Below are 22807 nucleotides of genomic sequence, written 5' to 3' on the forward strand. Positions count from 1 at the left end.
ACAAGATTATGCACTAGTGCAATGGAGTACGCAATGTCGGACACCCCTTCCCCGCAGAGCACGGACCCGGGCGCGACCGAGTACCCGCCGACCGGACGGACCGTCCCGACCCGTTCCCGGGAGCGCGCGGCGTACGACCGGGAGCTGGTCCACTCGATACTCGACGAGGCGTACGTCTGCCATCTGGGCTTCGTCCGCAACGGCGCGCCGGTCGTCCTGCCGACCCTCTACGGCCGGATCGGCGACCGGCTCTACGTGCACGGCTCGACCGGCTCCCGTCCGCTGCGCGAGGCGGGCCGCACCGACCCCGGCCTGCCCGTCTGCCTCACGGTGACGCAGGTGGACGGCCTGGTGCTGGCCCGTTCCGCCTTCCACCACTCGATCAACTACCGCTCCGTGGTGGTGCACGGCATCGCCCGCACCGTGACCGACCCGCAGGAGCGGCGGACCGCCCTCGACGCGATCGTCGACCACGTGGTGCCGGGCAGGTCGGCGGACTCACGGCCCGCCGACGAGAAGGAGCTGGCGGCGACGGCGGTGATCCGGCTGGACCTCCAGGAGGTGTCCGCCAAGATCCGCACCGGTGGTCCCAACGACGAGGACCGCGACCTGGCGCTCCCCCACTGGGCGGGGGTCGTCCCGCTCGCCCGCGGCTACGGGACGCCGCTCCCGTCGGACGACCTCGACCCCGCGATCGGCGTCCCGGACTACATCACGGTGCTCTGACCGGGCGACGGCCGGTCCTACCGCGCGGCCCTGCCGGCCGGCAGCTCTCCCCCGGCGGCGGCGCCCCGGCCGCCGTCCGCCTCATCGGGGCCCGCTCCTCCCGACGCGACGGGCCCCGAAGGGGCCTTCGGCGTCGCCGACTGGGCGATGAAGGCGCCGATCAGGACCGTGGCACCGCCGATGAGCTGGGGTGCGGACAGGTGCTCGCCGAGCATCACCCAGGCGAGCACGGTGGCGATGACCGCCTCCAGACAGGCGACCACCCCCGCCACGGCCGGCGAGAGCAGCCGCACCGAGATCACGCCGGTGACGTAGGCGATCACGGTCGCCAGCAGCACGATCCAGACGAGCAGCAGCCAGGCGGGGACCTCCGTGCCGTTCATGCCCGCGTCGCCGCCCAGAACCGTCCAGTCCATGCCCCAGGGCCGTGCGACCAGCGTGAGGACGATCGCGCCGATCAGCAGCCCGTACGCGATGACGCCGACCGGGTGCGGCGGCTCGACGCCGTCCGCCCCGTCCCCACTGCCCTGGTCCGACAGGACGAAGTAGCCGACCTGGCAGCAGGCGGCACCGAGCGCGAGCAGCAACCCGACGACGTCGAAGCTCAGCCCCGACCAGATCTCGACCACGCAGGCGAGCCCTCCGACGGCGAGGACCACACCGACCGCGGCCCGCCGCGTGACCGGCCTGCGCTGCACGAACCGGACCCAGCCGAGGACCAGCGCGGGCGCCAGGTACTCGACGAGAAGGGCGACACCGACGGGGATGCGGGAGATCGCGGCGAAGTAACAGGCCTGTACGCCCGCGACGGCGAGCAGCCCGAAGCCCAGCAGCAGGATCGGCCGGCTGCGCACCAGGTCCCGGTGGCGCCAGGCCACGGGCAGCATGATGACGGCGGCACCCGCCACGCGCAGCCACACCACATGGAGCGGATCGAGCCCGGCCTCGATCAGCGGCTTGGCCGCCACCCCTGAACCACCGAATGCGAAGGCCGAGGCCAGGGCGATTCCCAGGCCGGCGCTTCTCCCCTGAGACGCGTGCATCGGCACATCATGACAGCTGAGGTCAGGAGCGTCACCCCTGTGACCCCTGACTCGCGCTCCTCATGGAATGAGCAATTCCGCCCCACCCGGTTCCCCGGCCGTGCGGTCCGCCCGGCCTTCCCGGTCGCCCCGGCCCTCAGGTCCGCCCGGTCGCCCTCGACCGGCCCGACCGGCCCCGGTCAGCCGTCGGCCTCCCACGCCTCCCGGTCGGTGGTTCCCACGATCCGGGCGGCGAGCCGTTCCGCGTCGACCCCGGCCCGCTCCAGCACCTCGACGGCCCGGCACTCGCGGTCCGCGGCCAGCGCCGCGAGCAGATCGAGCCCTCCGGCCCGCGCCTCACCGCGCAGCTCCGCCCGTTTCCGCGCCCCGGCCATCGCCGAGGCGGCCGAGGGCGACCAGCCCTCCGCCGCGACGTCCCACACGATGGATTGCGGGTCCGGGACGACCGGAACCGCACCGGAGTCCTCCACCGACCCCTGCCAGCGGAGCCCGTACCCGATGCTGCGCTGGACGAGGTAGCCGAGCACTTTGGCCAGTTGCGGCCCCCCTTCGAAGGCCGACCGCACCTCGGGGTCCGATTCGATGAGAGAGTGCAGCAGATGAGCCGTGTCGATCTGTCGGTCACCGTCGCGAAGCGCACGCCTGCGGGCACCCGTCACCACGACGGCCAGCTCCGCGGTGAGCCTGGCGTCGAGCCCGGCATGGCCGAGGGCGAGCTGCTGGGGGATCCGCGACGTCCGGTTCTGCACGTCTCCCACCCCACCAGTTCCGCGACGCCGGGACATCGCCGGAGGGGCCCATTCAGGCATCCCACGCAAGTTGGGTACACCAGAGCGGTTTCTCCTCCTTGCGGATGAGATCTCGCCATTTCTGGATCCGATCGGGAAAAACGGCGCGCGCCGTCTTGCCACGCGCTCCCCGGGCAACCGCGGACAGCCTCCCGTACGTCCCCCACAGCCCACACCCATGCGACAGCCGGAAGGGAGACCGCGGACGTGTCCTGGTTGGTCGCCCTGCCGGCTCTCGACGGGCGGGAGTACGTGTACCGGGTCCACGCGCCCGAGGACGCGCTGCGCGCCGACCTCTTCTGGGCCGCGTTCCACTGCCACGACGACGGCCCGCACCCACGCGCCTGCGACCGGTTCGACGCCGCCCTGATCTGGCGGGCGGGGGCCGAGGGAACCGGCCGAACAGATCTGACGGTTCATCAGTATTGAATGTTCACGCCACTGCGGCTACGTTCCGCGACACCGTTACCCGCCGAGAAGGGGTGGTCGCATGGCCGAAGTCAGTGCGGAAGCGCGCATCGGAGCACCGGCCGAGAAGGTGTGGGCCCAGCTGACGGACTTCACCGCGTACGACCGATGGAACGCCACCCACACCAGCTTCCCCAAGGGCGGCCCCGAGACGCTCGAACTCTCGGCCACCTACGAGGAGAACATGAAGCTCATGGGCTTCCCCGCCGAGGTGACGTGGACGGTGGCGGAGCTGGAGACCGCACGCCTGCTGACCACCCGGGGCAAGGGACCGATGGGGGTCACGCTCGCCATGCGCTACTCCCTGACCCCCGACGGGGACGCGACCACGGTCCGGATAGACGGCGAGTTCACCGGCGCCGCGGTGTCCCTGATGGCGGGCAGGCTCAAGGACTCGGCGACGGCCGCGCTCGTCGAGTCGCTGCACAAGCTGGAGGGCCTCGTCACCTGAGGGCGCGAGGACCACGTTCCCTCACCCGAGGGCGCGAGGACCGCCCACCGACACCGTCCGCCCACCGACGGAGAGGGGCCTCGCGACCCGGCCGCGAGGCCCCGACACCGTACCCACGGGCTCACTGCTCGTCGGCAAGGATCAGATAGAGCTTCTTGCGGGCGTCGTTGATGACCGTGAGCGCCTTCTGACGCTGATCGGCGGAGCCGGTCTTCCAGACCTGGCCGAACGCCTCCATCAGACCGAAGCCGGCCTGCCGGATCTCGTTGAGGCTCTCCCAGTCGACCCCGCGCCCGGCTTCCTCCCAGGGCGCCTCGGTCCCCGACTCGGCCTCGGTGCGACCGGCGTCGGTGAGCGTGAACAGCTTCTTGCCGCCCTCGCTCTCGCTGACGATGAGCCCCTCGTCCTCCAGCAGCTGGAGGGTCGGGTAGACCGAGCCGGGGCTGGGCTTCCAGGCCCCGCCGCTGCGCTCGCCGATCTCCTGGATCATCTCGTACCCGTGCATCGGGCGGTCCTTCAGCAGCGCCAGGATCGACGCACGCACATCACCGCGCCGCGCCCTTCCCCTGCCGCCCCGGCCGTGCCCACCGCCGAAGGGGCCACCACCGAAGGGCCCGCCACCGAACGGCGGCCCGAACTGCCCGAAGGCCGCCCGGTGCCCCTCGAAGTCACTGAATCCCCGGTGGGGACCGCCGCGCCCATGCCCGTACTCATGCTCGTGTCCATGTGAACGCATCACCGGCACTCCTTCTATCGTTGATCTGTCGCGATGCTTCGACGATATATCGGAACCGATCGCATGGCAATCCTTCCCGACTGCGCTCGTGATGACCTGTGACAGCGAGCCCTGCCCGCTTGTCACCGGAGATCGATTGACGACGGTTTGCGCCCTCGAAGATTGACTGCGCGGGCCAGGGATGCCGCGGCCGGTCTGTTTCGAGGACGTCCAGTGCGACTGCGCCCGGCTGTTCCTCGCCTCTTGGGCGCCGTTTTGCCGGAGCGGCAACAGGAGTGGCGTGACCGGGCCACGATGAGTGACGTTGGGCCCATGACCGACGACATCGCAGCGGGAGCGCCCGCGTCCGACACTTCCTTGCCCGGCGACGGATACGTCGGAGACCCCGCGGTGCGGGCGGAGTGGGACAACCGGTACGCCGACCGACAACAGCTGTGGAGCGGCCGGCCCAACGGTGCGCTCGTGGCCGAGGTCGCCGGGCTCACGCCCGGGCGGGTGCTCGACGTCGGCTGCGGCGAGGGCGCGGACGCCGTCTGGCTCGCGCGCGGCGGCTGGGAAGTGACCGCGCTCGAGGTCTCGGGCGTGGCGCTGGAGCGGGCGGCCGGGCACGCGCGGGACGCAGGCGTCGCCGTTCGCTGGGTACACGCCGCGCTGACGGAAGCGGCGCTCCCGCCGGCCTCCTTCGACCTGGTCTCCGCGCAGTATCCGGCCCTGCTGCGCACCCCCGACGCCGCAGCCGAGCGAGCGCTGCTCGCGGCCGTCGCGCCCGGCGGCGTGCTGCTGCTCGTCCACCACGCGGGGATGGACACCCAGCAGGCGCACGACAGCGGCTTCGACCCGGCTGACTACGTCTGGCCCTCGATGGTCGCCGCCCTGCTCACCGATGACTGGAAGGTGGAGGTGGACGAGCAGAGGCCACGCGTGGCACCCGAGGGCGGTGCCGGGGCGCACCATACCGACGACCTGGTGCTGCGTGCGCGGCGGCTGCGCTGAGCCCCTCCGCTCACAGCGGGCCCGGCCTCTGGGCGGACCGGATGACCCGAGCCATCGAAAACGGGCTGCGGCTCCTCATGGACCAAGGGGGTTCTCGCTGCTTCGACACCGCGCAGTCGTTCCGGCTCGGGTGCCGATGAGTCCGCCTCGGCGCCCCGCCCCGCTCCGAAGCCACCGAAAACCGGGATGGTGTCCAGCACATGAACCTGGGTGGTCAATCTCCGTTGGCACGAATGAGCAGTGGTTAACCTTCGGTGGCAAACGGTCAAGGTTCACTGTCACGGGTCACGTGACCTGTGTCGGTGATCGGTGATCGATTGCTGACCGCTCTCACTCAGTCGAGTCGTTCACTCAGCGAACCCGGTCGTTTGGCCTTCCGTCTCAGTGGACCTGGGCGCATAGGTGACCGCGCTGGGGGCGCTGGGTGGCTGTACCGGCAAGGGTGGATCTTCCAGGACCGTACGTCGAGCTCTCGCACGCGAGCGACAACGGCGCCCGCTGCCCGACTGCGTGACGACCCGTTTCGAGAACGTGGCGCCGGTGCGGCCCTTTCGCTGGTCTCGCGGAGAGCGTCACTTCCCGGGCCGGTACTGGGCGGCAGCAACTGGGCAGCACATCGGCTTCGAGTCCTGGTCGGAGCGGGATCGGCTCCTGCTCCTTGACTTCGGCCCGAGGGTGTCGGGATCGCCTCGCAGCCGTTCTGGCTGTACTGGCACGACGGCGGACGAGAACGTCGGCACGCCCCGGACCACTTCGCTCGCCACGCGGACGGCTCGGCGGTGGTCATCGACGTCCGCGCGGATGAGCGGATCGAGCCGAAGGACGCGGAAGCGTTCGAGATGCCGCGGCTGGCCCGTGCTCAGGCCGGCTGGGGGTTCGAGCAGGTCGGGACGCCGGAGGCGGTGCTGCTGGCGAACGTGCGGTGGCTGTCGCCCATCGCGTGAGCCCATACATGGTCCGCCAGGCCCTCGCCCCGCGCAAGGAGCGCGCGGCCATCCAGGGCCGGGCCAAAGGACGCGTCGGTCCCGCCATCGACGTCGTCCTCGACGAATACGCCGCCACACATGCCGGCCGACTTCCCACGGTCGGGCTGGCCCGGGAGAGGCTATGGACGCCCAGGACTGGTTTCAGCTCGACGCGGCTTCTCTGCACCGAGTCCCGTAATGCCTACTGCTCGCGGTGTTCGGTCATCGAGAGGGGAGACCCGGAGTCAAACTCGAAGGTCTCCATGGCGGCGTCGGCAGGAAAATCCGGATGGTCGTGCCAATTTGGGCGAAGGCGACCAGCAGGTTCCATGAGACGGTTGCGTGCAGCTCGGTCCCCGCCGCGTTCTCGGGCGGTGAGACCCGGCGGAAACGCACCGCCGCAGCCTGTTTGGTTGCGGCCGGCCGCAGGGCCGTGGCAGCGCGACGGGCTTCGCCTTGGAGTGAGGTCACGTCAGGGATTCGTGCAAACACGAAACCGGTCAGTTGCGCGATCTGGTCCTCGGTTATCCGCTCCACTGTTCCCCCCTGCGGTTTGCACGCCTCTTCGCCCGGCTCGGCACCAACTGTCGCGACTCAGAGCAATCCTCTCCGCACCATGGCCGTTGCTGGGGCGTTCGGTGATGGGGATCAAGTACGTCGCGACGCTCGTGACGTTCGGTTCGGTGCCCGCGGTCACCACGACCCTGGCATCCTGACGGACGCCTGGCCGACCCTCAGCACTCTCGTTCAATCCAGTCCCCGCAGGTCAACGCGGGCCGGCCCGACCAACTTCGTTCCAGCGGATCACCGGCCCACCCCGGTGAAGGCCGGTCGCCTCGGCTGTCACCGTCACCCGGTGCCAAGCGTCCTGGGCCGCGATCGACCGCTCGGCCGTCACGTTAATCGGTTGCACGCCACCGAGACGGGGTGTCGGATCCCGGTTATGACTATTGCGCTGAGTACGCCGACGGCCGACGGGATGCGCGAGGCCATTGCGGCGCTGCGGGAGTGGCAGCACGACGAAGCGCCGATGCAGCTGCATCCCGGGGACCTCGGCTGGAACTACCGGTTCGGAACGGTCGAGACGGCCGCGGTGGTCCGGACCTGGAGCCGAGACGGACGGATCCTCGCCGTCGGGATGCTGGATTCGCCGACACTGGTGCGGATGACGGTCGCTCCCGACGCCTTCCGGGACGAGGACCTGGCACGGCGGCTCGTCGAGGACTTCTCGCTGCCCGAGCGCGGCGTGCTGCCGGAGGGAGCGGTGTCCATCGAGGCACCGCAGGGCCTGCTGCTCCACGACCTGTTGACCGACGAGGGCTGGGGTCTCGACGAGCCGTGGACGCCGCTCTTCCGCGACCTCGCCGAAGCGGTGGAGGACCCCGGCGTGCGGATCGAGGCGATCGGCCCGGAGCAGGCACAGGACTTCGCCGACGTCCTGCGGTCCGCGTTCAACACCACGAGGCCCACGCGCGAGTACTGGCACGAGATGTCCGCGGGACCGTTCTACGCCGACGCCCGGTGCCTGGGCGCTTACGACGACCGGGGCAACCCCGCGGCGATGGTGACGGTCTGGTCGGCCGGCCCGGGGAGACCGGGGCTGGTCGAGCCGATGGGCGTCCATGCGGACCACCGCGGCCGCGGCTACGGCCGGGCGATCACCGTCGCCGGGGCGGTCGCGCTGCGGGAGATGGGCTCGTCGAGTGTCCGTGTGTGCACGCCGAGCTCCAACGTCGGCGGCGTCGCGACGTACAGGGCGGCCGGGTTCGCGGCGGGGCCGGAGATCGCCGACCGGATCCGGAAGGTCTGACGTCGAGGTCTCCGGACCTCCTCACCATGCGGCAGCGCCTCGTACGGCCACCGTGTCGGCATGGCCGCCCTTCACCGCTGGGGCGCTGCTCCCGTCCGCCGGCCTCGACGTCTGTCGCTCCGGCAGTCGTGCCGGCGCAGCACCCGGGCGAGCGGCGCCACTTCCGGGCCGATGCCTCCGCCCGGGCCCACCCGGCGGGCCGCGCAGCTCGCTACGCGGGGACCGGAATGTGACGCTCCCTCAGCTCGGCAGGGTTTGTCCCAGGCGTGCGAGAGGGGACGGAGTCATCAGCAGTGGGGACAGCATCATGCCCACGGCCGCCGCCAGGAGGCCGGTGCGCAGTCCCCACTGCTGCGCGAGGAAGCCGCCGAGCAGCGAGCCGAGCGGGGCCGGGCCCATGCCGACGAACGTGATCGTCGCGGCCGCCCGGCCCTGCGTCCCGGCCGGAGTCACCGCCTGCCGGACGGCCATGACCGTGACGTTCACCATCTGACCGCCCGCCCCGAACACGAAGCCGATCGCGAGAAGCGCAGGGCCCGTCACCGCGGGAGAACCCCGCAGTGCGGGCACGCACAGGAATGCGCCGTCGCCCGGTACCGCCGCGGACACGAGCACCGCGCCGTAACCGAACCGGCCCGGCAGGCGGGCGGCCGGCGCCGACCCCAGGAGGGCGCCCGGCCCAGCGCCGCGAGCTTCGGCCGCTTTGAATGTTCCGGCCCCTCCGAATGTTCCGGACGCCCCGGAACCGGTTCACGGCGCCGGATCCGCCGGATCGACAGGAACGACGAACAACGCCCCGCAGGCCACGGCGATCGGCGCCGACAGCAGGGACACCGGCCCACCGCCGAGGGCGGGACCGGCGGCCTGTGCCGCGGACCGGCTGCCCTCGAGCGCGCTGTTGCCCCGCCAGCCGGTCGCGCCGCACCAGCCGTACGAGAGACGCCTGGTACGCCACGTCGAAGAACACGGAAAGGGCCCCGACGGCGAAGGCGACCACGAGGAGCGCGGGCGGGCCGAGCAGGCCCAGGAGTCCGGCCACCGCGGCGGTGCCCGGTATCAGGGCCCGGCCTGCGTCCGACAGCACCATCACCGTGCGGGTCCGCCATCCGTCCACCCACGCGCCGACGAAGAGCGTGAGCAGCAGCGCCGGTGCCTGCCCCGCCGCGCGGAGCACGCCCAGTCGGCCGGCGCCGGCGTCGACCGTCAGGACGGCGAAGAGCGTCAGCACCAACAGGCTTGTGTGTTCGCCCAGTCGGGAGGCCGTCTGCCCCACCCGGAGGCGGCCGAAGTCGTCGTCCCGCCACAGGGTCGACGGCACGGGACGGCCGGAATCGGATACGGCGGAGGACGAAGCGGACGGCACGGCGACCCCTCGGGCCGCCGATGAGGCGGCCCGTCGCCCGGTGCGCGACGGGCGCACCGACGGCTCGGGCGGGAAAAGCCTCGCTGTGCCGCAGCATCTGGGGCAGCACGCGTTGTCGGGCCGATCACGGCCTACGGCGTCAACGCGCGCTCGGGCGACCGGGCATGCCTCAGCTCCTCGTGGGTCATTCGTCGAACCCGGGCCCCGGCCATCGCCGGCCGGCCGGGAAAGGGCCGGGCCCCCGGGGCGGACGGTCGCGTGCCCCGCGTCGCTCGAACGTCGGCGGCACGGGCACATGACCACCTGCCAGATGTCGGGGGCCGGGGTCGGATGCCGGACACCGCCGAGCTCCGTGCTATCCAGGGGCGATGACGGCTTCCAGACTCCCCGGCAGACCCTTCGACGCGGTGCTGTGCGACCTCGACAACGTGATCCGCTTCTACGACACGACAGAGCTGGCCCGCCTGGAGCGTGACGCGGGGGTGGCGCAGGGCACGACCATGCGGGTGGCCTACGCACCGGAGACGGATCTTCCGCTGCTTCTCGGCACGATCACCGAGCAGCAATGGGTGGAGTCCGTCGTGACCGGTCTCTCGGGACAGGTGGGAGAGGACCGGGCGCGCGAACTGGGCACCGCGCTCGCCCGGGCGCCGTTCCGGGCCGACGAGGTCGTGGTGGCCATGCTTCGTCGGGTACGGGCCCACGTTCCCCTGGTGCTGGTGACCAATGCGAGCATGGCGCTGGAGGACGATCTGGCGTCGTTGGGGCTGGCCGGCCTCGCGGACCACGTCGTCAGCAGTGCCCGGGTCAAGGTGGCCAAGCCGGACCGGAGGATCTACGAGATCGCGGCCGAACGGGCGGGGGTCGCCGCGGACCGGTGTCTCTTCGTGGACGACCGGATCGAGAACGTCGAGGCCGCGGTCGGGCTCGGCATGACCGGCGTGCACTACCGCGAACCCTCCGATCTCCACGAGCCGTTGAAACTCCTGCTGAACGACTGCACAGCTGAATGCCCGAACGGCTGATCCGCCGTTTCCGCCGTTCCCCCTGTCAGGGCAGGGCGAGCGCGTCCTCGATCACGGCCCGGAGCTCCTCGTCCTGGAGGAACGCCCGATAGTCCCAGTAGGGCGACAGGCGCCCGTCGCGCTCCCGTATCGTCCGAAGGGCGGCACGGGCCGCCGGGGTGACCGTGCCGATCCGGATCAGGGCCCGCAGCGCGTCGCCGAAGGCCCCGTAACCGTCGTCACCGGCGGCGACCGCCAGGACGAACTCCTCCAGGACCGGGACGCTCGGCTCCGGCTCGCCCGTGGCCGCCCACAGGGCGAGCGCCGCCTGGGTCCGGCGCCATCCGTCGGTGTTCTCCATGATGTGCCGCACCCGGTCGGCGTACGGTGCGGCCGCGGCGCCGAAGTCGGCCAGGAGGTGGACCGGGCCGTCGGACGGGCCCTTCCCGTCCAGCACCGCGCCGCCGATGACCCGCAGGGCCGACGTGGCGTCGCCGCCCAGGCGCCAGGCGACCCATGCCGCCCTCCAGTCGCCCGCCGGGCGGTCGGGGTGCACGCGCTCGCACAGGACGGGTTCGGCTCTCGCCGCAGCAGGTCCCATCGCCACCAGCACGTCGGTGGCCGCCCACGAGCCGCGCGGGTCGCCCAGCAGCGGCAGGACCTCGGGCAGCGCCGGCAGCGCGTCCCGCCCCCACCCCTCCAGAACACGCAGGAAGGCGCCCGTCAACGGGCCGTGGCCGCCGCAGTGCGCGGCGTGGTGCCGCATCCTCTCCCGGAGGGGCGGCAGCAGGACGTCCGCGTGCGCCCGCAGCGGCACGAGCACGTCATCGATGTCCGGAAGCCTCGGCTCGTCGCCGCAGTAACCGCGTGAGTAGTGCTCCCGGTACGGCTCGTAGAGCTGCTCCACCAGCCCCGGAAGGGCGCGCGTGTCGCCGATCCGGGCGAGTGCCCAGCGCGCGTAGGCGCCGACGGTGCCCTCGATGTACGTGTGGTCGTCCTCCGCCGGGTCGTCGACGAGCCGGGCGAGCCGGTCGGCGTACGGGGCGGCCCGCCGGCCGAGCACCGCCAGGAGGCTCGCCGCCTTGAGCCGTACGGTGTCGTCCGGGTCGGCCAGCAGTCCGCCCGCCACCGGCAGCAGCGCGGACGCGGCGGACGGCCGGCGCACCAACAACTGCCACGCCTCGTCCAGCACGGCCCGGCGCAGAACGGTGTCCCCGGTCCGGTCCGCCGCCCCGGCCAGCCGGACCACGAACTCGGCCGCGGCCTGCGGGACGTGGTCGAAAAGCCGCCCCGTCCAGCGGATGACGTCCTCGCGGGAGAAGGGGTCATCGACCCCCTGCACCCACCAGATCTCCGCGAACCGCGACCGCGAACCGGCGTCGGTGAAGACCTCCACCAGCGCGTCGGCCCGCCGCACCGGCACGTCCCGGTCCAGGCACGCCCAGGCGTGCAGGGCCGCGACCTTCATGACGGGCTCGCCGTCGCGCAGCACGTCGGCCAGCACCGCCCGCACCTCCTCGACCGGATCGGTGCGGCTTCCCGCCGTCGCGTGCTCCGCCGCTCCTGCTTCCGCCGCCCCTTCGTCCGCCGGCCCGCCGTCCGTCGTCGTCGCCTCGCCGGGTGCGGCCGTCTTCCTCCCGGCGGTGGCGGCGGCCTCGCCCAGTTCCAGCAGCACCGGCAGCCGTACCGCCGGATCCGTCTCGGTCCGCCACCGCTCCAGCAGCGGCGCGACACCGGCCACGAGGGGAAGGGCCGCCCGCCGCACCACAGGGTCCGGGTCTGCTCGCAGTGCCCGGATCGCGTCCCGTTGGCGCCGCCATGCCGCGGACCATTCCTCGTCGGAGCCTTCCTCGTCGGCCGGTCGCGACCCGTTCGTCGCCGCCCGGTGCAGGCATTCCAGCAGCTCGACGAGTGTGCCGCGGGCGCCCATGCCCGGATCGGCGGCGAGCGCGACCACGAACGGCAGCGCGGCGGTCGCCGCCGGGATCACCCGGCCGTTCTCCGTGACGAGGCAGGAGAACAGCGGAGAGCAGTCCTCCTCCGTCGCCGCCCCGCCCGCCCGGGCGAGGCGGCGCAGCGTGCGCGGCACCTCCGCGACCGGGTGCTGCGGAAGTGCCGACTCCAACCGGTCCCAGGGCACCGCGTCCAGCCGGTGCCACAGCGCCGCGTCCAGCGACATGTCTGCCACTCCCACCTCACGATCTCGGCGGCCGCCACCCCGTCCCCTGTGCGCGACCCGCGGCCCGGCGGCGTACCGCTCGATCCCACCTCCCCCGGCCCGGCGGCTCAACCGATTTTGTCCATCGATCCCCCAGCCCCCACCGGTCCCACCAGTCCTGCTCGTCCCGCTGTCGCCGCCCATCCCACCGCTATCCAGCGCCCACCACCGCCGTCCGGTTTTCGGGGCCAATGTCATGGGATTGGCCTTGGCCCGCGGCTCCGCTCCCCGCTTACGTTCACGTCATGAGGATTCGCACCGTCGACACGTTCACCGACCGTCCCTTCACCGGCAACCCCGCGGGCGTCATGATCCTGGACGCCGACACCTTCACCGACGACGGTCTGCTCCAGCGGATCGCCACGGAACTGAACCTTTCCGAGACCGCCTTCGTCCGCCCCCTGCCCCCTGATGGCGGGGCCGACTGGGCGCTGCGCTGGTTCACCCCGGCCGCCGAGGTCGACATGTGCGGGCACGCCACGCTCGCCACCGCGCACGTCCTGCACACCACGGGGGCGGCGAGCGGCACGATGCGTTTCACGGCCCGGTGCGGAATCCTCACCGCGGCCGTCGGACCGGACGGCGCGATCACGCTCGACTTCCCCACCGCCCCGCTGACGCCGGAGCCCGCGCCGGACGGGCTGGCCGCCGCCCTGGGCGCACAGCCGCTCTCCGTCCACGACACGGGCCCGTACGTCGGTGACCTGCTGGTGGAGCTGTCCGACGAGGCGACCGTACGGGGGTTGCGGCCCGACCTCGTCGCGCTGGCCGGTCTCTCCCGGCGGGGCGTCATCGCCACGGCCGCAGCGCAGGACCCCGCCCTCGGCCACGACTTCGTCTCCCGGGGCTTCTTCCCTCGCCTCGGGATCGACGAGGACCCCGTGACCGGCAGTGCCCACACCGCGCTGGCCCCCTTCTGGTCCGCGCGGTTCGGCCGGGACGAGCTGACCGGGCTCCAGGTCTCCGCCCGTTCCGGCCTGGTCCGCACCTCGCTGCGCGGCGGGCGGACCCTGCTGACCGGCAACGCCGTGACGGTCATCGACGGCGAACTGCTGACGGCGCCCTGAGCCCCGGCCCCGCGGCAGACCGCGCCGGGCCCGTACGGAAGGCTTCCGTACGGGCCCGGCGCGGTCTGCCGTCTCACGGCGTGGGCAGCCAGCCCACCTTCCCCGCCAGCAGGGCGTATCCGACGAACGCCCCGATGTCCAGCAGCGCGTGCGCCGCGACCAGCGGCCCGACCCGGCCCCAGCGCCGGTACAGCAGCACGAAGACGACGCCCATCACCATGTTGCCGATGAAGCCACCGATGCCCTGGTAGAGGTGGTACGAGCCGCGCAGCACCGAACTCGCCGCCAGGGACGCCGTCGGCGTCCACCCCAACTGGTCCAGCCTGCGCAGCAGGTACCCGACGACGATCACTTCCTCGACGACGGAGTTCTGGAGCGCGGACAGGATCAGGACCGGGAACTTCCACCACACATCGGGCAGGGATTCCGGCACCACCGTCAGGTTGAACCCGGCGGCCCGCGCCACCAGGTAGAAGGCGAGTCCGGCGCTCCCGATGCCCGCCGCGATCATCGTGCCGCGCCCCAGGTCCGGCCAGGGCCGGGTGCGGTCGAAGCCGATGGCCCGCAGCCCCGTCCCCTCTCTGATCAGCAGGTGCGCAACCAGGGCGACGGGCACCAGAGCGGTCGTGATGCCGAAGAGCTGCCAGGCGAGATCCAGCCATGGACGCCCTGGTGCGTACGATCCGTTGAGCGTCGCGGCCTGATCCTTCAAACCACCCGGTTTCGTCAGTGACCCGACAAAACTGATCAGGGCAGAAACGCCGCTGGCGCCCAACGAGAGGGCCAGCACGAGCACTGTCTCGGACCGCAGAATCCGTCGCGGCACGGCCTCCCGGGGAAAAGAATCAGCCACAAACCCCGTCTCCACCTGTACACCTGCCTTGAGTTGTGCATTCACGCCCCGTCCCGCTCCCCGTCCGGTTAAGGTCTCGAATGCAGGTACGAAGATCATGCGCGACTGGCCGGGGGACGACCACCATGGTGATGGGGTGGTCCCCCTTTTCCTTGTTCATCCTCAAGGAGGGGCACCACCGACATGGGACGTCACAGCTTGCCCGACGACCACGCGAGGGACGGAAGCGGGGACGGTTCGCCGCCCCGCCGTCGCCGCACCGTCGTGATCGCGACCGCGCTCGTCCTCGTGGTGGCCGCGGGAACGGCGGTCGCCGCCCGGGGCGGTCTGCTGTCGTTCTCGAAATCCTGCGAGGACTCGGCCGTACGGCTGTCCATGGTGGCCTCGCCGGACATCGCCCCCTCCGTGCGTGCCCTCGCCGACCGGGCACGCAAGGACCAGGTGCGGTCCGACGGCCGCTGTCTGTACGTGACGGTGACCGCCCGGGACTCCTACAAGGTCGCCGAGGCCCTTTCCAGGGACACCCGCGCCCCGGACTACCAGATCTGGTTGCCCGACTCCGACCTCTGGCTCGACCGGGCCGAGGGCTCCGGCGACGGCGTCCCGCTGACGCCGGGCGATTCCGTCGCCTCCTCCCCCGTGACCATGGCCATGGTGCCGTCCGCGGCCAAGCGGCTGGGCTGGCCGAAGAAGAAGTACTCCTGGACCGAACTGACGGCCGCGACCATGGAGTCGGACAGGACTGCCCTGGGCTCGGCCGACCCGGCGCACAGCGCCACCGCGCTGCTCGCCCTCGCCGGCATCGGCACGTCCTCCGGAAAACAGGACGGTGACGGCGACACCCGGGTGGCGGCGACCGCCAAGCTGCTCGCCCAACGCATGTCGGACAGCGACGGCCAGGTGCTGAAGACACTGGCGCGGAGCGGCTCGGGCACCAAGAAGGGCGATCCGGACCACAATCAGGCACTGCTGCTCTCCGAGCAGGCCGCGTTCGCCCACAACGCGGAGTCGGCCGACGCCGCGAAGCTCGACCTCTTCTATCCCGAGGACGGCACCCCGCTCCTCAACTACCCGTACACCATGGTCGACGAGAACAGGATGAGCACGGCCGAGGGCCGGGCGGCGCTGCGGTTCATGACCCTGCTGAACGAGCCGGCCTCGCAGGCGTTCCTGGAGAAGCGCGGCTTCCGGAAGGTCGACGGAACGGCCGGGGAATCGGTGGTCGCCTCGGCGGGTGGCAAGAAGCCCCAGCCGTACGCCACCGCGGCCACCACCCAGCCGACCGCCGAGGAGCTCCAGCAGACGCTCGGCATGTGGACGATCACCGTCCAGAGCGCGCGGCTCACCACGGTCGTCGACGCCTCGGGGTCGATGGCCACGATCGTGCCGGGGCGCAACCAGTCCCGGATGGACGTGACCAAGGCGTCCCTGATCCAGGCCCTCGACCAGTTCACCCCGAACGACGAGATCGGGCTCTGGGAGTTCGCCACCACGCTCGACGGCGACAAGGACTACCGCAGGCTGATGCCGACCCACCGGCTCGGCGACCGGGCGAAGGGCGGCGGCACCCACCGGGAGAAGCTCTCCGCCGCCTTCGCCGCGCTGCAGCCCGTGCCGGGCGGCGCGACCGGGCTGTACGACACCACGCTGGCCGCCTACAAGGACGCCCAGGCGACCTATGTGAAGGGCAAGTTCAACGCCGTGGTGATCCTCACCGACGGGTCGAACCAGGACGTCCGGTCCCTGTCCCGCAGCGCCCTGATCGCGGAGCTGAAGCGGATCGCCGATCCGGAGCGCCCGGTGCCGCTGCTCGCCATCGCCGTCGGACCCGAGGCCGACCGCGAAGAGGTGCACGAGATGGCGAAGGTGACCGGCGGCGGGGGCTACCAGGTCACCGACCCGGCCGACATCCAGGCGGTGATCCTCCAGGCCATCATGACGGCCGGGCAGAACGGCCGCGTCAACCAGGAGTAGCACCGCATGCTCCGGGCCGGCCGCGGCGGACGGCGCCCACGGCCCGGGGCACGCACGACGCGTCGGCCGCACCGGGCCCCTACGACGCGTTCACCGCACCGGGCCCGATCACGGGCGGCGGGTCCGTCACGGCCGGGGCACGCCCGTCGGCCAGCTGTGCACCGGTTCCCCGCCGTGCATCAGTTCGGCGTACCGCCGGGTGGTCGCGGCCAGTGCCGCGTGCCGGCCGAGCCCGGCCTCCCGCGCCTCGTGGTAGGTGTCCACCTGCCAGGACGCCCCGTTCACCCGTCGCCTGCAACGCTCCTCGATGATCCCGAGGTAGCGGTCGCGGTCCGCGGCCTCGATGTTCCAGGCATCGAGCCCCGCCGCGGCCAGCGGCAGCAGTTCGTCCCGTACGAGCTTGACGGCGGGCACCCGGGCCAGTCCGCCCGTACGGCCGGGGCGCGGCCAGATCAGCTCCGCGTCGATGCCCCGGCGGCAGGCGGTCTCGAAGTTCTCCGCCGCCGCCTCGAAGGGCATCCGGGTCCACACCGGGCGGGGCTCCTCGGCCAGCGCCCGTACCAGCCCGTAGTACAGCGCCGCGTTGGCGATCACATCGGTGACCGTGGGGCCGGCGGGCAGGACCCGGTTCTCCACCCGCAGGTGGGGCACGCCGTCGACCAGGCCGTACACGGGCCGGTTCCAGCGGTAGACGGTGCCGTTGTGGAGCACCAGCTCCTGCAGTCGCGGGACGCCGCCGTCGTCGAGGACCCGCAGCGGGTCCTCCTCGTCGCAGATCGGCAGCAGCGGCGGGAAGTAGCGCACGTTCTCCTCGAAGAGTTCGTACGCCGATCCGGTCCACCGCTCGCCGAACCAGGTCCGGGGCCGCACGCCCTGGTTCCGCAGTTCCGGCGGCCGGGTGTCGGTGGCCTGCTGGAAGAGCGGCGGGCGCGATTCCCGCCAGAGCTCCCTGCCGAACAGGAAGGGCGCGTTGGCACCCAGTGCTATCTGCACCCCGGCGACGGCCTGGGCCGCGTTCCACACGGCCGCGAACCGCTCCGGGGTCACCTGCAGATGGAGCTGGACCGAGGTGCAGGCGGCCTCGGGGGTGATCGAGGCGGAGGTGCAGGCCAGTCGCTCCACGCCCTGGATATCGAGTGAGAAAACCTCGCCCCGGGCAGCCACCATTTGATCGTTCAGCAGGGTGTAGCGGTCCGCTTCGGAGAGGTTCGCCGCCACGAGGTCCGTCTGTCCCAAGGTGGGAAGAATGCCGATCATCATGATCCCGGCATCGACCTCGCCCGCCTTCCGGTGGGCATATCCGAGACCGGCTCTGAGCTCTTCGGCCAACTGGTCGAAAACTCGCCCCTCCAGACGGTGCGGGACTATGTTCACTTCCAAATTGAACATCCCGAGTTCCATCTGGAAATCACGGCTCGCGATGCGCGGGAGCACCTCCCCATTCAGCATCTTCGGCGCTCCGTCGGAACCCGCGAGATTCAGCTCGATCTCCATGCCCATGAGGTTGCGGGGGCGGTCGAACCTCCGCTCCGCCAGAAGTCTCCCCAGCCCCTCCAGGCACTGGTGGAGCTTCCTCCGGTACCTCTGCGGATCGGACAGGTCAAAGGCTCCGGACACGACCTTCTCCCCCATCGGAGCGTCCCTCCCTCAAGTGGGCGGCCCACGGCCCAGGCCACTCGCGTCACGATCGATAATGCCCAGACCGAGTGATCCATAACGCCTGTGCGAACGCCGCCGACCCAGTAGTCTGAGCCCTGCGGCCCGCGGCACATTCCATGGGCATGGAGCAGCACGCGGTATCCCGTCGGGAACGTGGTGAAAACGCCGACATGATTCGGCCGACCGCGCCGGGTAGGAAACACCGGGCGGCGACTGCGCGGCGGACACGAAAACAGTAGATTCTCCGCATAATAAAGTCCTGATACCGCCTTGTCGGCAATAGCTGCGACGGCTAGTGGAATCACCGCGTGAACGCGTGTCGTATAAACTCCGCGGACGAGGCAGAGAGTTGACGCACCGGATCGGTCACCGGCCCCTCTGGCCCCGCACGCCGACAACGCCGTCTGCACCCGCCCACGCACCACCGTGTCTCCAAGTGAGAGGCGACCCATCATGCCGCTGCATGTTCCCCCGGCTCCCGCGCCCGCTCTGCGCAGCGTCCTCGCGGCACTCGGTTCACCCACCGCCGTCCGCGAGGCCCGCACTCCCGCCCTCCGGTCCGCCCAGGGACCGCTGAGCCCCGAACTCCCGCTTCCCGTCCATGTGCTGGACCGGATCGGGCCGGGTGGCACGGCACCCGCCACCAGGCTCGCCGCGTGGCGTTTCCTGATCCGCGGCCCGGAGCAGGCCGTCGCCGCGGCGGACACCATCCTCACCGCGGACGGCTGGACCTTCTCGCACTTCTTCGAGGGGCCCTACATCGCCTCGACCGAACTCGCCCTGCGCCAGGCCGAGGCGGTGACGTCGTCCTACCAGCCGCGGCTGCTGTCCATCCCGGGGCTCTACATGCTGGCGCTGTGGCTGCACGCCGACGCCGAGGCCGACGCCGCCGGCGGCGCGCTGGCCCCCGCCGACCTCCTGGTTCCGCTGGCCCCCGCCCCGCCGGGCATCGCGGCTCACCGCCCGCACCGGGTCGCCGACCTGCTCCGGGTGATGACCCTGCGCATCCCGCCCGGCCCCGGCCCCCTGCTCGGATCGCCCGCCTGAGGACGGCCGCGCCCCCGCAGCACTGTGCCCCGCCCCGAGTGGCGGGGCACAGTGCTGCGGGGGCGCACTCCCGCCCGTCCGGACTAGCCCGCTCGGGCCACCCCGAACCACCCGAAGGGACAGTGCAGTTGCAGTGAACCGTCCTCCCGGGTGACGCGTCCTCCGAGTAAGAAGAAGTGCTGCTGCGAAATCCCTGCGGAAAGACGCCCGTGGGGCAACACTGGGACGGGACCGATCGATACGGGGGCGGCCATGAACAGCTCAGCCAGTCGCAGGACACTCACCACCACGCAGCGAAAGAACCCAGCCATGTGCCAGCACCAGCCACCTTGCCCGACCGCCGACTCAGCCGACCGGGAAGCCGCCCGCCTGACGGCCCACCACCCGGAACAGGGCTGGAGTCTGCTGTGCAACGGCGTCCTGCTCTTCGAGGACACCGGCGAGCTGCTTCCGGACGGGCAGATCATCGCCCCGCATCGCCCGCTGGAGGCCGACCGGGTGGTCAAGGCCGCCTGACCGCGGCCGGTACGAACGGGGGCCGGCCCGGAGATCCCTCCGAACCGGCCCCGACGCGCGTTCGCGTCACTCCCCCGCGCCGATGACTCAGCTGTCGTACTCGTCCAGCGGCGGGCAGGAGCAGACGAGGTTGCGGTCACCGAAGGCACCGTCGATCCGGCGCACCGGCGGCCAGTACTTGTCGGCGGCCGAGACGCCCGCCGGGAAGACCGCGGTCTCCCGGCTGTAGTCGTGCTTCCACTCCCCGCCCAGCATCGCCGCGGTGTGCGGGGCGTTGCCCAGCGGGTTGTCGTCCGCGCTCCACTCCCCCGAGGCCACCTTCTCGACCTCGCCGCGAATGGCGATCATCGTGTCGCAGAACCGGTCGAGTTCCGCGAGGTCCTCGCTCTCGGTCGGCTCGATCATCAGCGTCCCGGCGACCGGGAACGACATGGTCGGCGCGTGGAAGCCGTAGTCGATCAGACGCTTGGCGATGTCGTCGACGCTGACGCCGGTGGCCTTGGAGATCGGCCGCAGATCCACGATGCACTCGTGCGCGACCAGCCCGGCCGGGCCGTTGTACAGGATCGGGTAGTGCGGCTCCAGCCGCTTGGCGATGTAGTTGGCGGCCAGCACGGCGACCTGCGTCGCGCGCTTGAGGCCCTCCCCGCCCATCAGGCGGACGTACGCCCAGGAGATCGGAAGGATGCCGGCCGAGCCCCACGGAGCGGCCGAGATCGGCCCGACGCCGGTCTCGGGGCCCGCCGTGGGCTGGAGCGGGTGGTTCGGCAGGTACGGGGCGAGGTGCGCGCGCACGCCGACCGGACCGACGCCGGGGCCGCCGCCACCGTGCGGGATGCAGAAGGTCTTGTGCAGGTTGAGGTGCGAGACGTCGCCGCCGAACCGCCCCGGCCGGGCGAGACCGACCAGCGCGTTGAGGTTGGCGCCGTCGACGTACACCTGGCCGCCGGCGTCGTGCACCTCGGCGCAGATGTCGGCGACGTGCTCCTCGAACACACCGTGCGTCGACGGGTACGTGATCATGAGCACGGCGAGTTCCTCGCGGTGCTTCTCGATCTTGGCGCGGAGGTCCTCGATGTCGACCTCGCCGTCGTCGGCGGTCTTGACGACGACGACCTTCATGCCGGCCATCACGGCGCTGGCGGCGTTGGTGCCGTGCGCGGAGGACGGGATGAGACAGATGGTCCGCTGGTCGTCGCCGTTGGCCCGGTGGTACGCCCGTACGGCCAGGAGGCCGGCGAACTCGCCCTGCGAGCCCGCATTCGGCTGGATGGAGACCGCGTCGTACCCGGTGACCTCGGCGAGCCGCTCCTCCAGCTCACGGATGAGGGTGAGGAAGCCCTGCGCCTGCTCCGCCGGGGCGAAGGGGTGCAGCGCGCCGAACTCGGGCCAGGTGATCGACTCCATCTCGGTGGTCGCGTTCAGCTTCATGGTGCAGGAGCCGAGCGGGATCATGCCGCGGTCCAGCGCGTAGTCCCGGTCGGCGAGCCGGCGCAGGTAGCGGAGCATCGCGGTCTCGGAACGGTGCTGGTGGAAGACCGGATGGGTGAGGATCTCGTCGGTGCGCAGCAGCCCCTCGGGCAGCGTGTCGGCGGCGGAGGCGTCCAGCGCCTCGATGTCCCCGTCGACGCCGAAGGCGGCCCAGACGGCGGCGATCTGCTCACGGGTGGTGGTCTCGTCGCAGGCCAGGGAGACCACGTCGGCGTCGACGAGCCGCAGGTTGATCCCGCGCTCGCGGGCGCCCTCGACGACCTCCGCGGCCCGGCCCGGGACGCGCACCGTGAGGGTGTCGAAGTAGGAGCCGGTCACGACGTCGACACCGGCGGCACGCAGGCCCTCGGCCAGGATTGTCGCGTAGCGGTGGGTGCGCCGGGCGATCGTGCGCAGCCCGTCCGGGCCGTGGTAGACGGCGTACATCCCGGCCATGACGGCGAGCAGCACCTGCGCGGTGCAGATGTTGCTGGTCGCCTTCTCGCGGCGGATGTGCTGTTCGCGGGTCTGCAGGGCCAGCCGGTAGGCCTTGTTGCCGTCCGCGTCGACGGAGACGCCGACGAGGCGGCCGGGCAGGCTGCGGGCGAACTTCTCGCGCACCGCCATGAACCCGGCGTGCGGTCCGCCGAAGCCCATCGGCACGCCGAAGCGCTGGGTGGTGCCGACCGCGATGTCCGCGCCCAGGTCGCCCGGCGAGGTGAGCAGGGTCAGGGCCAGCAGGTCGGTGGCGACGGTGACGATCGCGCCGAGCTCGTGGGCCCGCTCGACGACCGGCCGGATGTCCCGGACCGCTCCGGAGGCGCCCGGATACTGCACCAGCACGCCGAAGACACCGCGCTCGGCGATCTCCGCCGGGATGCCGTCGGACAGGTCGGCGACGACGACCTCGACACCGGTCGGCTCGGCGCGGGTCTCGATGACCGCGATCGTCTGCGGCAGGGCGTCGGCGTCGACCAGGAAGACGCCGTTCTTCACCTTGCCGACGCGCCGGGAGAGCGCCATGGCCTCGGCGGCCGCGGTGCCCTCGTCGAGCAGGGAGGCGCCGGAGGTGGGCAGCCCGGTCAGCTCGGCGACCATGGTCTGGAAGTTGAGGAGCGCCTCCAGACGCCCCTGGGAGATCTCCGGCTGGTACGGCGTGTAGGCCGTGTACCAGGCGGGGTTCTCCATGACGTTGCGCAGGATCACCGGCGGGGTGAAGGTGCCGTAGTAGCCGAGCCCGATCATCGGGGCCAGCACCTGGTTGCGGTCCGCGAGGGAGCGCAGCTCGGCGAGGACCTCGGCCTCGGTGCGCGCGCCCGGCAGCCGGAGTGCCTCGGTGCTCTTGATGACGTCGGGCACCGCGGCCGCGGTGAGTTCGTCCAGGGAGCCGTACCCGACCTGGGCGAGCATCTTCGACTGCGCCTCGGCGTCGGGGCCGACGTGCCGCTGTTCGAACGGAATGCCCTGCTCCAGCTGGGAGAGCGGGGTGCGACGGGGGGTCATGGTGGAGGCCTCCTGGTCTGTCACGACCTGCGAGGGGCACCTCGGCGCGGGTGCCCGGACGGCCTCCCCCTCTGTCATCTCAACCTGAGAGCTTCACCGGCATGCCCTACGGCCTGCCGGCTTTCACCGTCGGTGAGGAAGGGAACCGATTCG

The 22807-nt window shown here is 71.7% G+C and carries 18 protein-coding genes and 1 pseudogene; 11 read left to right on the top strand and 8 right to left on the bottom strand.

What is annotated here, in order from left to right; translation table 11 throughout:
- Positions 1–33 precede the first annotated feature (33 nt).
- A complete protein-coding gene (locus ACFYW1_RS36470) occupies positions 34–726 on the top strand; it encodes a pyridoxamine 5'-phosphate oxidase family protein (protein WP_389003536.1) in 693 nt (230 codons plus the stop codon).
- A 17-nt stretch (positions 727–743) separates the two neighbouring features.
- Here ACFYW1_RS36470 and ACFYW1_RS36475 read toward each other — a convergent pair whose 3' ends face one another.
- Together ACFYW1_RS36475 and ACFYW1_RS36480 are read right to left on the bottom strand one after the other, a co-directional pair.
- Positions 744–1769, bottom strand: coding sequence for a DMT family transporter (locus ACFYW1_RS36475; protein ID WP_389003539.1), 1026 nt, complete (start codon positions 1767–1769; stop codon positions 744–746).
- Positions 1770–1948: 179 nt separating this feature from the next.
- The gene (locus tag ACFYW1_RS36480; RefSeq protein ID WP_389003542.1) at positions 1949–2518 is read right to left on the bottom strand and encodes a Clp protease N-terminal domain-containing protein; all 570 of its coding nucleotides are present in this window, start codon (positions 2516–2518) and stop codon (positions 1949–1951) included.
- Between the two features lie 246 nt (positions 2519–2764).
- On the opposite strand from ACFYW1_RS36480, the gene ACFYW1_RS36485 reads away from it, so the two are divergent.
- Together ACFYW1_RS36485 and ACFYW1_RS36490 are read left to right on the top strand one after the other, a co-directional pair.
- On the top strand, positions 2765–2986 hold the full coding sequence (locus tag ACFYW1_RS36485; protein ID WP_385595818.1) for a hypothetical protein: 222 nt from the start codon (positions 2765–2767) through the stop codon (positions 2984–2986).
- A 61-nt stretch (positions 2987–3047) separates the two neighbouring features.
- A complete protein-coding gene (locus tag ACFYW1_RS36490; RefSeq protein ID WP_389003546.1) occupies positions 3048–3476 on the top strand; it encodes an SRPBCC family protein in 429 nt (142 codons plus the stop codon).
- Between the two features lie 121 nt (positions 3477–3597).
- On the opposite strand, the gene ACFYW1_RS36495 is transcribed toward ACFYW1_RS36490, so the two are convergent.
- Positions 3598–4212 carry a PadR family transcriptional regulator gene (locus ACFYW1_RS36495; RefSeq protein WP_389003549.1) on the bottom strand — a complete coding sequence of 205 codons (615 nt, stop codon included), beginning with the start codon at positions 4210–4212 and terminating at the stop codon, positions 3598–3600.
- Between the two features lie 312 nt (positions 4213–4524).
- Here ACFYW1_RS36495 and ACFYW1_RS36500 point away from each other — a divergent pair, with 312 nt between their 5' ends.
- The 3 genes from ACFYW1_RS36500 to ACFYW1_RS36510 all read left to right on the top strand — a co-directional run bounded on the left by ACFYW1_RS36500 (position 4525) and on the right by ACFYW1_RS36510 (position 7980).
- Positions 4525–5205 carry a class I SAM-dependent methyltransferase gene (locus ACFYW1_RS36500; protein ID WP_389003552.1) on the top strand — a complete coding sequence of 227 codons (681 nt, stop codon included), beginning with the start codon at positions 4525–4527 and terminating at the stop codon, positions 5203–5205.
- Positions 5206–5909: 704 nt separating this feature from the next.
- A complete protein-coding gene (locus tag ACFYW1_RS36505) occupies positions 5910–6149 on the top strand; it encodes a hypothetical protein (protein ID WP_389003614.1) in 240 nt (79 codons plus the stop codon).
- A 964-nt stretch (positions 6150–7113) separates the two neighbouring features.
- Positions 7114–7980, top strand: a complete 867-nt coding sequence (locus tag ACFYW1_RS36510) for a GNAT family N-acetyltransferase (protein ID WP_389003555.1) — start codon at positions 7114–7116, stop codon at positions 7978–7980.
- 240 nt (positions 7981–8220) lie between these two features.
- Here ACFYW1_RS36510 and ACFYW1_RS36515 read toward each other — a convergent pair.
- Positions 8221–9343 (bottom strand): annotated as a pseudogene (locus ACFYW1_RS36515) (MFS transporter).
- A gap of 368 nt (positions 9344–9711) precedes the next feature.
- Here ACFYW1_RS36515 and ACFYW1_RS36520 point away from each other — a divergent pair.
- Positions 9712–10368: an HAD family hydrolase gene (locus ACFYW1_RS36520; protein WP_389003558.1), complete on the top strand. Its 657-nt coding sequence runs from the start codon at positions 9712–9714 to the stop codon at positions 10366–10368.
- Positions 10369–10393: 25 nt separating this feature from the next.
- Here the strand turns inward: ACFYW1_RS36520 and ACFYW1_RS36525 are convergent, their stop codons facing one another.
- Entirely contained in the window at positions 10394–12535 is a 2142-nt protein-coding gene (locus ACFYW1_RS36525) for a hypothetical protein (RefSeq protein WP_389003561.1), read from the bottom strand.
- A gap of 275 nt (positions 12536–12810) precedes the next feature.
- Here ACFYW1_RS36525 and ACFYW1_RS36530 point away from each other — a divergent pair, with 275 nt between their 5' ends.
- On the top strand, positions 12811–13632 hold the full coding sequence (locus ACFYW1_RS36530) for a PhzF family phenazine biosynthesis protein (RefSeq protein ID WP_389003564.1): 822 nt from the start codon (positions 12811–12813) through the stop codon (positions 13630–13632).
- A 73-nt stretch (positions 13633–13705) separates the two neighbouring features.
- Here the strand turns inward: ACFYW1_RS36530 and ACFYW1_RS36535 are convergent, their stop codons facing one another.
- Positions 13706–14485 (bottom strand): CPBP family intramembrane glutamic endopeptidase, encoded by a 780-nt coding sequence (locus tag ACFYW1_RS36535; protein ID WP_389003567.1) that lies wholly within the window; start codon positions 14483–14485, stop codon positions 13706–13708.
- A gap of 183 nt (positions 14486–14668) precedes the next feature.
- On the opposite strand from ACFYW1_RS36535, the gene ACFYW1_RS36540 reads away from it, so the two are divergent.
- Positions 14669–16459: a substrate-binding domain-containing protein gene (locus tag ACFYW1_RS36540; RefSeq protein ID WP_389003570.1), complete on the top strand. Its 1791-nt coding sequence runs from the start codon at positions 14669–14671 to the stop codon at positions 16457–16459.
- Positions 16460–16585: 126 nt separating this feature from the next.
- Here the strand turns inward: ACFYW1_RS36540 and ACFYW1_RS36545 are convergent, their stop codons facing one another.
- On the bottom strand, positions 16586–18091 hold the full coding sequence (locus tag ACFYW1_RS36545) for a glutamate-cysteine ligase family protein (protein WP_389003573.1): 1506 nt from the start codon (positions 18089–18091) through the stop codon (positions 16586–16588).
- A gap of 480 nt (positions 18092–18571) precedes the next feature.
- Here ACFYW1_RS36545 and ACFYW1_RS36550 point away from each other — a divergent pair, with 480 nt between their 5' ends.
- Both ACFYW1_RS36550 and ACFYW1_RS36555 read left to right on the top strand, forming a co-directional pair.
- Positions 18572–19165 carry a hypothetical protein gene (locus ACFYW1_RS36550; protein ID WP_389003576.1) on the top strand — a complete coding sequence of 198 codons (594 nt, stop codon included), beginning with the start codon at positions 18572–18574 and terminating at the stop codon, positions 19163–19165.
- A gap of 309 nt (positions 19166–19474) precedes the next feature.
- The gene (locus tag ACFYW1_RS36555; protein WP_389003579.1) at positions 19475–19681 is read left to right on the top strand and encodes a DUF5999 family protein; all 207 of its coding nucleotides are present in this window, start codon (positions 19475–19477) and stop codon (positions 19679–19681) included.
- Positions 19682–19768: 87 nt separating this feature from the next.
- On the opposite strand, the gene gcvP is transcribed toward ACFYW1_RS36555, so the two are convergent.
- Entirely contained in the window at positions 19769–22654 is a 2886-nt protein-coding gene (gene gcvP, locus ACFYW1_RS36560; RefSeq protein WP_389003582.1) for an aminomethyl-transferring glycine dehydrogenase, read from the bottom strand.
- Positions 22655–22807 lie beyond the last annotated feature (153 nt).

The sequence above is a fragment of the Streptomyces sp. NPDC002669 genome (assembly GCF_042889165.1).
Taxonomy (GTDB): Bacteria; Actinomycetota; Actinomycetes; order Streptomycetales; family Streptomycetaceae; genus Streptomyces.

Coding starts and splice junctions, on each gene's coding strand:
- ACFYW1_RS36470 (WP_389003536.1), top strand. CDS start 34: ATGTCGGACACCCCTTCCCCGCAGAGCACGGACCCGGGCGCGACCGAG.
- ACFYW1_RS36475 (WP_389003539.1), bottom strand. CDS start 1,769: ATGCACGCGTCTCAGGGGAGAAGCGCCGGCCTGGGAATCGCCCTGGCC.
- ACFYW1_RS36490 (WP_389003546.1), top strand. CDS start 3,048: ATGGCCGAAGTCAGTGCGGAAGCGCGCATCGGAGCACCGGCCGAGAAG.
- ACFYW1_RS36495 (WP_389003549.1), bottom strand. CDS start 4,212: ATGCGTTCACATGGACACGAGCATGAGTACGGGCATGGGCGCGGCGGT.
- ACFYW1_RS36500 (WP_389003552.1), top strand. CDS start 4,525: ATGACCGACGACATCGCAGCGGGAGCGCCCGCGTCCGACACTTCCTTG.
- ACFYW1_RS36510 (WP_389003555.1), top strand. CDS start 7,114: ATGACTATTGCGCTGAGTACGCCGACGGCCGACGGGATGCGCGAGGCC.
- ACFYW1_RS36520 (WP_389003558.1), top strand. CDS start 9,712: ATGACGGCTTCCAGACTCCCCGGCAGACCCTTCGACGCGGTGCTGTGC.
- ACFYW1_RS36530 (WP_389003564.1), top strand. CDS start 12,811: ATGAGGATTCGCACCGTCGACACGTTCACCGACCGTCCCTTCACCGGC.
- ACFYW1_RS36540 (WP_389003570.1), top strand. CDS start 14,669: ATGGGACGTCACAGCTTGCCCGACGACCACGCGAGGGACGGAAGCGGG.
- ACFYW1_RS36545 (WP_389003573.1), bottom strand. CDS start 18,091: ATGGGGGAGAAGGTCGTGTCCGGAGCCTTTGACCTGTCCGATCCGCAG.
- ACFYW1_RS36550 (WP_389003576.1), top strand. CDS start 18,572: ATGCCGCTGCATGTTCCCCCGGCTCCCGCGCCCGCTCTGCGCAGCGTC.
- ACFYW1_RS36555 (WP_389003579.1), top strand. CDS start 19,475: ATGTGCCAGCACCAGCCACCTTGCCCGACCGCCGACTCAGCCGACCGG.
- gcvP (WP_389003582.1), bottom strand. CDS start 22,654: ATGACCCCCCGTCGCACCCCGCTCTCCCAGCTGGAGCAGGGCATTCCG.